Origin of the sequence: Paenibacillus antarcticus, assembly GCF_001637225.1 — a bacterium.
GTDB classification, from domain to species: domain Bacteria; phylum Bacillota; class Bacilli; order Paenibacillales; family Paenibacillaceae; genus Paenibacillus_AQ; species Paenibacillus_AQ antarcticus.
This window is the reverse complement of the sequence record NZ_LVJI01000022.1, coordinates 39,496-49,434: the sequence shown is the minus strand read 5'-3', so window position 1 is coordinate 49,434 and position 9,939 is coordinate 39,496. Positions and strand designations below refer to the sequence as shown.

The following is a 9,939-nucleotide window of genomic DNA, read 5'->3' as shown; positions in this document are numbered from 1 at the left end:
TTCGCATAACGTTGCGCATTCCTGACGTTCAAGCAGCTTAAGTGACCAAAGGGAACGGGTCGTCAGACTTAGCTGGTTGAATGTATCGCCTGAATAATCTTCTTGAAAATCCTACTGAGCGATCAAGGGCGAATGCCCGCAGTAGGAATGTGGTGTTATCCGATGTTGGACATTCCTCGTATTCTATTACACTCCTAATTCCCTTCCGTGCTCGAATCCGTTCTAAAAAACTTAGCGTATTTAATTATTCTCGACTGAATCAAAGAACACCTCAATAACTCTTACCATCTCTTCTTGATTACTTCTCGGAATCCTGTTCATGTTCCTGCTTCATTGCCCATCTCGCAGTTTCCTAGACAACGACAATTCTTTAATCTTTTGATCTGTATCTAATTCGTCTTTATGCACTTCTTATAGGTCCTCATGCTTTCAAAATTACCGTTCTTGATCCTTTACTTACAGGCACCTCTCGCTTTCAAAAACAACGTTCTTAATTCTCTACTTACAGGCACCTCTTGCTTTCAAAACAACGTTCTTGATTCCCTACTTTCAGGCACTTTACGCTTTCAGTTAACTGGGGTTTATTATCTACTTTCATTTCATGTCTTTATTCGCCAAACACGCTGTTACTAGATCCCTCGAAACCTGAGTTTCTTCATGTCTCTTCCTGTTTCAGATGGTAATCTCGACTGTCGGCCAAAATTTTCTTTAACTCGTAGTACACTTCGGTCCAATGTTGGATAACGTTTGGCATTCCTGACGTTCAAGCAGCTTAAGTGACCAAAGGGAACGGGTCGTCAGACTTAGCTGGTTGAATGTGTCGCCTGATTAATCTCCTTGAAAATCCCTCTAAGCGATCAAGGGCGAATGCCCGCAGCAGGAATGTGGTGTTACCTGATGTATCTGACTCCTCTGAATTTACTTTCAAATCCCTTATATCACTAACAATGTTTTTACATCTTTCGTGATCTTTTTTTGACTTTTCATGATTTTTTTCTTTTCTTTGTTGTATTTAATGATAATTCTTGATGTCATTTGACGTTTCATGATATATTTTGTTGTTTTTTTGAGTTCTTAAAATCTCGATTAATTCTTCTTTATGTACTTCTATCTCTTCTCCGAAATGCCTCTATGCTGATTTCAAAACTGCTTTTCTTTAGATATTTCGCTTCTAGTCCTATACCTTTACCTTTTGTTCATTAATGCTTACTGATTTTCACTATCATCCATTCTTTAATGCCCTTCATATGTCCCTATCCCAGATATTTCAGGTAACTCCTAATCCACGAACTCACATACCCCTCTCTTCCAGATGGATATGTGAGTTCGCTTTAATCACCCTCCGTGGGTGATAGATGAAACTATTCATCTTCTTCGACCCCAGTAATCATCCGATCCAGAGGACTCTGAATTCGACGGATATCTTTGATACTCACATGCGTGTAGATTTCGGTTGTCTTTGAGCTTGCGTGTCCTAATAGTTCTTGAATGTATCGTAAATCTGTACCGTTCTCTAACAAGTGCGTCGCAAAGGAGTGCCGTAGCGTATGAACCGTAGCTGGCTTCAATATCCCTGCTTTACGTATCGCCTTTTCAAACACATGTTGTATCGATCGCTCCGTAAGATGATGATCGAGACCTTTTCCTCCAGGGAACAAGTACTGGACTATAGGCTGAGTATCCATATATGTTTGTAGCATAGAATAAGCTGCACTGGAGAGAACCGTGAATCGGTCCTTCCCTCCCTTTCCCTGACGAACATGAATCGTTCTACGCTCGGGGTCGATGTCCTGCTTGGTTAAGCGAACAGCTTCACCGACTCGAAGTCCGGACGAATAGATCAAGGCTATCAATGTGCGATGTTTTACATGTTGTATGGCCTTTAGTAGCCTAGCTACTTCCCCTGGAGATAGAACAACAGGAAGTTTTTTTTGCCGCTTCGGCCTAATCCATTGCTTCAAATCGCTATGTCCTAACGCCGTAACATGCCAGAATCGGAGTGCACTAAACGCTTGATTCACATAAGAAGATGACCGCGATTCTTCATACAAATTCAATAGGTAAGCACGAATATGCTGAGATTCAACATCTTTTAACGGAATCGATAACGTTCGTAAATAGCGTTCAGCATGACCAATATATGCCTTCTGAGTCTTGACGCTATAACCTTTCATCTTCAACATATCACTTAACTTTTGCAATGCAGCCTTCTCATCACCCGATTGGAGTTGTATAAGTTCAGGAAACCACTCAACCAATTGTGGGCTTTTTATCTCTACAGGAATGTCCTGTAATGCATGGCAAAGCACCAGAATTGCTGATTTCTTCCCTGGAATCACCCAGTATTTTGACGTAGTATCCCATTTTCGACCGGGAACACTTCTAATCGCCTCAATCCACTTTTCAACATAAGGAGTTGTTACAATCACATCACCATTCTCTACGCAATCCAATATAATGCATTGACTTGATGAGTATACATTCGCTTTCATCATCCCAATCTCCTTTCAAATGATAGAATATGAACTCTTATATTCAGACAAAAAAAGACAGACCGCTCATTAGAGCAATCTGCCTTCCGGTGCTTCCGCAAGTGAATGAATACAAGTTCTTATGATATTTATCTCATATTGAATCAACAACCCAAACCTTACTTTCCCCAATGCTCCGCAATAAAAGGATCTCTCCCCGACTGCTCACGATCTTCCTTATAATGCTTGGGATTCTTATGGTGATAGTCCTGATGATATTCCTCTGCTTCGTAGAACGTTACAGCGGGAATAATCTCAGTCACAATCTCGTCAGTAAACCTACCACTAGCAGCTACCTGCTCCTTGGAAGCAAGCGCGGCTACTAGTTGCTCTTCATTATGATAAAAAATCGCTGTCCGATACTGCGGACCTCTATCCTGGAACTGTCCATCGGCATCCGTCGGGTCGATTTGTGGCCAATAGAGTTCAAGTAGCTTCTCATATGGGAAAATGGTCGGATCGAATGTAATCTGGACCGCTTCATAGTGCCCCGTCGTTCCCGTCTTAATCTGTTCATAAGTCGGATTCACCGTTGTACCACCGATATATCCCGATACGATGCCGTGAATACCTGGCTGTTCTTCAAAAGGTGTAACCATACACCAGAAGCATCCGCCAGCGAATGTTGCTTGTTCCATGTCCATACTTCCTCTCTGTTGTCTGACCTACGCTTAGCCTTAACGAACGTTCAACGATATCTTTCCAAGTCCATATCTACTACTATTCCATCCATTAACAGAGACGCTCTCCCTACAACATAGGTTTCTCGATCAGTCTGATCGATTGCGTGCCTACCATTATAACTCTATCAACCAATGTGTCCATCATAAGATCTGATAAAACCACGGTAATCGAGTTCTTATACTCCGCTAGATTTAGAATAGGCTTAGTAGGTGCTGGTGTCCCAGTTCCTGTAGTTCCGTCTACGGCATTCGAAGTACCTTCTGTCCCCGTCACATCGTCGGTCTTACCAACTTCTTTACTTGTCGGATCAGATTCCGTACCGACTGCCTCGCCTACAGTACCCTTAACCGTAGTACCATCCTTCTTACTGGTATCTTCGGTTGCTGTACCCGCTACTTCATCTGTCTTACCTGTACCTTCAGACCCCTTAACCTCTAATTGGTCTTCCTTGCTTGTATCTCCAGATCCATTACTTGTTGTCTCATCTTTCGTACTAGCATCTGCACCATCTAAGGTTGTCGTCCCTTCACCAGAGACATCGCTACTATCCGTCTTATCTTTATTCTTATCATCCGTATCAGGGGCTACCACAGCTTCACACTTCGCTTCAGGTTTAAGCCCTGTCGGAGTTATCGGTTCTTCACCAGCCGTTGACTCAAGCGTAATACTACTAGCATCGAAAGCTTTACAAGTGCCCGGGTCCCTTATCAGAAAGACAAGCTTACTACCTTCTACTTTACCTTCCGTTGATGTCACTGGTTCTGCATACACCACGATCTCATCCTTGATCACTTCAGGTGTTGCTACCACAGGAGGCGTCGGAGTCACCTCAACAATCTTCTCCGGCTCTTTATCGAATACGCCCATGGCTTGGAGTCCGAACAGACCTCCGACTACGACCACAAGGAAGAATCCTGCAAATACAATTGTACGCATCAGTTGTCTACGATTACGACGAATGAATTTAACGAAAGGCGTAGATAGCTCTGTCTCCACTTTAGTATATACAGGTTTAAGTTTAGGTTTGGCAGCGTGGAAGTATTTCTTCACCATATCTTTTTTCTTAAAAGCATCTCTATCATGATTTTTGAAATAAGAGATAATAGCCGCAGCATAAGCGGGAACAAGACCTCGCTCGCCTGCGAACATTTGCTCTCCCGCAGACCATTGAATGAATTGATAGATGACTTCTTGGTCCTTGGCATGTCTTCGTACAAAATTCAGCAACCCAGAGTAATTGATACCTGCTTGTCCACCTTGATAGAAAGCGAGTGCTAATCGGCTGAATTGCTCAGGTTCAATATGCTCCTGCAACCATTGACAACCCAACTGTTGTACACGATCGAGCTCCATTGGACTTAGTCCGTTGAACAGGTTCTCGTCAGGTTGATCATCGGTAAACCAAGCATATGCCGCCAACATCACCGCAGCTTGTGACTTGATACGAGCATCGAATTTAGCCGCCCATAACTTCACTTCTTTACGTTCTTTAAGGAACTGGATATTTAATAACTGATCTTTCGTCAGCTTGTCCAAATCGATTTCCGTAAGTAGAAAGAGGTTCGCCGCATAGGCAAGTTGATCCATGAGTGCAAAATCAGGCATCGTCGCACCCGCGCCGGGCTGCTTCATCTCCCAATCCCGTTCAAGCTTCACTTGTTGCTCCAACAGTCCATTCACAGCACGTACTGGATCAGATTCCTTGCGGAGCTTCGCCAACAGTTGAGCCTTCGCCAAATCTACAAAATAAGCATTGCGAGTCACAGTCGGATGATTCTTACCCCATACCCCTACCAGTTGCATAACATCCTTGGTTTTAGGCGCTACAGTAAACTTCTCAAGAATATACGGTTCAAACAGTTGCTTCGCGAAGCCACTACTCAAGACCATGTCGAAGAATGCTTTACTCAGTCTTGGGTTACTCTCGATCACTTTATAGAAAGAGGCAACAACCTCTTTGCGTTTCGCAGATAAAGCGTGACTTATCGCTACCATGAGATAGGTAACAATTTTGCCCTCATTACTCTTGCCACAGATACGGTAATAATCCTTGAAGACTTCCACGATCGCAAGCTCCGGTATGTGTCCCTGCTTAATAAGATCAAATTCTTGATCGAACCGAGCAAGGAAAATATCATTCAACCGCACTTTACTCGATATCGCTTCCGGTGTTGTCATGTAATCCAATATGCCGCGCAACACTGTGGTTTTATTGTCATCAAACAACGTTTCGTTGCCTTCTTCAATCTGATAAAAGACAGACAGTTCATTATAGCTAGACACGGATGTACTACGCATCATATCCATATCTGCTAGCATTTGTTCAGCGAACTGATAGAAATGCTCTGCACGATCTGGACGCCCTAGATTACTCCAGGCGAAATCTAAATAGGCCTGTTTCGAAGGATCAACATCTACATTCGCAACCCGCTTCGCTACAAGATCGAAGGCAAAATCCTTCTCCACATTGCGATCCCCAGGACGAAGACTACCTCTCTCCACGAACATAACATGAATCCCTTTTTTACTCTGAGGTTCATTTGCATAGGTTAAGAACCCAAGTAACTTGCGGAAAGCATACGGCATACTGCCATACAAGACTTCAAGCAATTGCTTCGCATAAGTGGATATCTGTTCCGCAGGTACATCAAGCGCGATATACACCTTTTTCTTCACTGTCGTTGCCGCCATCACCGCAAATAACAGTTGCTTGAACATCTTCTCATCTATATTTAGACTTGCGAGAACGCTAGAAGCATCAACTGGTCTTCTCACACCCTTGCTAGGTATTGTATTCAACTCAGGTAGATCCACGCCTTGTTCAATATCATACGTCTCAACGAAATCTGCATGAAGCCATGACGCATAATCCGTAACAACATCTTCGGAACGCTCTCTTGGAATAACATAGTTATGTGTAAAAAAAGCACTCCGCAGTCCCGTGAAATCCGCCGATTGATACACACTACGTCCAATGACCGTCTGATCGTTATCCGTATGGTAAAGATGCAGCGCATCTGGATATACAGCGGTATCCTTCTCACCCCGTGCTAATAATTCAGCAGGTGCATCGTATGCGCAGAAGGGATGGAGCGTTTTTTTGATAAAAGAATGATCTAACCCTTTCGATCTTCCGATCGTATCGAACCCTTCCGTTGACCGGAAAATCCCGCGCCGCTCCCGTGTATATAGTTGCTGCTGAATGGGCTTTGGAGTCGTGTTCTCCACTATTCCTCGCTCCCCTCGATATACATTAGTTGATACAGCAGCCAAATGAACGGTTCATCCACTCGAATTGGGCTTGCTACGCCTTGTAACTTCTGGTCAACGGGATTACTTCCTAGTGCGGATACCGCGAAATAAGCAGTATTAGCGAAGTACACATCCATCGTACCTTTGAACGGGCGATCCACCTTCTCAATGAAATGGCGAATTTCCCCGTCAATATTCTCGAATTCAGTTAAGTTAAGTGTCTTGCGATGCACCATATTGTTAAAAACATTACTATTCGACTTGATATACTCGCCCTCTTCGTCCTTCAACGAATGAAGCATATCACTCTTCGTTAGCACGACAGCCGTCGGAATATCTGTCTTCCCTTTATCTTCATAGGCAATGAAGTCACCGAACATGGTGAGTACCACATCTCGTGGTTCATCATATTGCGACACCCATCCGCCCTCTGTATCGCCGAATTTAATCTTAATCTTCTCACGAATCGAGCGTATTTGCAGAGGATCGACCATGAATAGAATACCCGCTGAATTCTTGATATGCTGTCCATGCAGACCTAGATAATCCTGATCTACCATACCTTCACCTGCTACATCGAAGAACACAAGCGTAAGCGGTGGCTTACTCTCATCCTTGAATACGAATTGAAAAATAAACGGCTCTTGCATCTTCTCTTTCTGCGTAGAAGCTAGTAGATCTCCTCGTTCGAACAATGGTTCTTCGTACATTGTACGGAACTTACGGCTGATCTCCGCATTCAATGGCATACAAGCTGCATCGAAATTGTCCGCTGTCGTATTCTGTAGCGTATGAATCAGAGAAGTCATATACACTGACTTACCTACTTGAGATGCACCGACGATCGAGATGATGTTACTCGGCACTTTGCCTGAAGTTACAGGTAGTTCGTTATGACATTTCGGGCATAGTCTTCTGCGAGTAAGAACACCATAGCGATCGTTCAGCCCGATCAGCACATGATCCGAATATATCCGGTGCTCTTCTGGAATATCCGTAGGGTGTATGATCGCTTCAATGTCATCTACCGTATCAAGCCCGAAGCGCTCACGGTATCTGTTCAACTCGTTATCTTCACCTAACGCGTAGTTCTCATCATCTTCACGATGATGTGCAGCACGGAACACGACTGCTTCAGGCGTGAATTTCTCGAAACAGAACGGACATACAATATCATAGAACAGCGGCTTGGGTTCCGCTTGTGGTTTCTTTTTGAAAATATCGAAAATCCCCATATGTTTCCTCCTTAAAGTTTAAGTATTGCAGAGTAAATTGACCACTACGGGTACGGATTGTTCTTACGATCGCTGTTGACCTTGGATTTCTTGTTTGTATACCGCATTTAGCGGTAGAAATCCAAAGTCAAAGGCGAACGCTAATGCTTCTACAGAACAATTCCGTACCCTTCGCTAGGCTTATTCAGTACTCTTAGCAAATACTTAGACAGTTAACTCGTCATTGTAGAATAATACTCTGCAAGAATTCCCTTCGTAAGTCTAATCCTCTACTCCGGCATCAACTCATACAACTGACCGTATTTCGGGCCGTCGGTGAAGAATATACGGACGAAATCATTTTTGCCTACCTCGATCGCGGGTAGGATATTTCTGCCCGGGTTGAAATGCTGAACGAAAGGATACACGGTGCCATCTGTCTTATGGGTTGGATTGCTACCTTGTTTCCTAACGTAGCATAGAACATCTTTGGCGATGGGGACTTCTGTTGTCACCCTCATTTGGATCGTTTTATTCTTTTGGAATAAACCATGTTTCTGCTTAATGCCGTATTTAATCCGTGCTTTACCTGTGCTTACAACTTTACGGTTCTGTCCATCATCTTGAAGAATGAGCATCGGTTCGCCGCCATCGATCCAACAAGCAAACACCGTATACACCCATCCTCCAATACCCTGCATCCGTTCGTAATACCCATTGTTAGCCTTATACTCATCTCGGGTATATAACCTTAGGCTATGGATTGCTGGTTGTTCCTCTAGTATTGATTCATCCGCTGCAGCACGATGTATGTAGACTGCTTGAATACCATCGGGCCAATGCCAACGTAGAATACAACGATCTTCGTCCACTTGATGTACCAGCTCACGTATGACTGGCGTGTCTAAGTCCGCATGCATGTATTGCATACTTCACTCGCCCCCTGCGACTAAAATCCCTTACTACTACCTTTTTTTCGCTCATATCCATCTGTAATGACACCTGCGTGTCCTGGTCTATGTCTACCTTCTTGTATACGACCGTTCTCTTTAATCGGCACAATTAATGTGAAGAGTGCTATAATGCCCGCTAATATAAGACAAGCTAACAAGCGAATCATACTATCGCTCATCGAATGTCCGCTTAGACCAAATTCTAGCACTAACCCTGAGATTAACCCAGCCACGCTTCCGCCAATACCAAAGCTCCGTGCAAGGTGGCGGTTATCGAATACTAGACCAAGTGATAATCCAATTGCTGCGCCTATAGCCATGATTGCAATAATGCGGAACAATGAATAATATGTGCTGTCATGCATCGGGCCCGTTCGTTCTGTTAAGAGACTCCGATTACCGATTCTGTCATATATTTGTTGAAATGCTAATGAAAGATTATCTACATTGTCTACATCGATAAACTGTCCATTTGTTCGATTGGCAATGTCATTAAGTAATCTCGAACCGTCCGAATTGACGGCACTCATACCTACGGTATTAATGACGATATCCCGCTGCTCATATTCTGCCAACACGGTATTCAAATCCACATCGCTAAACCCATCAGAGAGAAGAATGACCATCGTCCCTCGGTCCCCTAATTGTTGATCGTTGATATGTTGAATGGATTCTTCAAGAGCACGAGTAATTTCTGTTCCACCATCAGTCGCCTTAAGATTATCAATAGTCATGTATACCTGGCTTTTGATATCAGAATCTTTTACCGTGATAAAAGGTTGAACCAATTGAGCTCCATCACTGAACTCAATGACCGCTACTCGTTTATCCTTATCCATTTGTTCGATAAGACTCTTGGCTGCTTGATAACGTTCATTCTTCGGGTCGGTCTCCCGCATACTTCCGGAATTATCGATGACGAGTACAATATCTTTAACAGGCTTAACACTGCCTAGATTCAGTCCGTACAGTAGTTCAAGTAACAGACCAACCATGAATAACATAACTAACGACGCAGGAACAACCAACTTCCATGACGTTCCTACATAACGTTGTCTCCATGATGGACCATTCAACCGAGGATCAATCATCTCAGCAATCAGACACATGATGGCGATAGATAACGCGACTACTCCACAATATAACCCTACGACCACAATCGTCGGCCAATCTCCGTATAGGCGGTTCAAGATTACCTCTCCAATTACACAACCAATGGCACCACCAATAACGCTGAATAACAGCATTAGTAGATTTATTTTGCGTTGCATCTTTAAACATCCCCTCTAAAATGGATTAACGTGC

General features: G+C 43.6%; 6 protein-coding genes. All 6 read right to left on the bottom strand.

What is annotated here, in order from left to right; all coding sequences use genetic code 11:
- Window positions 1-1,361 precede the first annotated feature (1,361 nt).
- The 6 genes from PBAT_RS15830 to PBAT_RS15805 all read right to left on the bottom strand — a co-directional run bounded on the left by PBAT_RS15830 (window position 1,362) and on the right by PBAT_RS15805 (window position 9,905).
- Window positions 1,362-2,492 carry a tyrosine-type recombinase/integrase gene (locus tag PBAT_RS15830; RefSeq protein WP_068650920.1) on the bottom strand — a complete coding sequence of 377 codons (1,131 nt, stop codon included), beginning with the start codon at window positions 2,490-2,492 and terminating at the stop codon, window positions 1,362-1,364.
- Window positions 2,493-2,650: 158 nt separating this feature from the next.
- A complete protein-coding gene (gene msrA / locus PBAT_RS15825; protein ID WP_068650919.1) occupies window positions 2,651-3,169 on the bottom strand; it encodes a peptide-methionine (S)-S-oxide reductase MsrA in 519 nt (172 codons plus the stop codon).
- A gap of 112 nt (window positions 3,170-3,281) precedes the next feature.
- Complete coding sequence (locus PBAT_RS15820; protein ID WP_068650918.1) at window positions 3,282-6,443, bottom strand: GAP1-N2 domain-containing protein; 3,162 nt, start codon at window positions 6,441-6,443, stop codon at window positions 3,282-3,284.
- A complete protein-coding gene (locus PBAT_RS15815; RefSeq protein WP_068599104.1) occupies window positions 6,443-7,702 on the bottom strand; it encodes a TRAFAC clade GTPase domain-containing protein in 1,260 nt (419 codons plus the stop codon). The genes PBAT_RS15820 and PBAT_RS15815 overlap by 1 nt, the downstream gene beginning before the upstream one ends.
- A 269-nt stretch (window positions 7,703-7,971) precedes the next feature.
- Complete coding sequence (locus PBAT_RS15810; protein WP_068650917.1) at window positions 7,972-8,610, bottom strand: beta-mannanase; 639 nt, start codon at window positions 8,608-8,610, stop codon at window positions 7,972-7,974.
- Window positions 8,611-8,630: 20 nt separating this feature from the next.
- Complete coding sequence (locus tag PBAT_RS15805; protein WP_068650916.1) at window positions 8,631-9,905, bottom strand: vWA domain-containing protein; 1,275 nt, start codon at window positions 9,903-9,905, stop codon at window positions 8,631-8,633.
- Window positions 9,906-9,939: the final 34 nt, after the last annotated feature.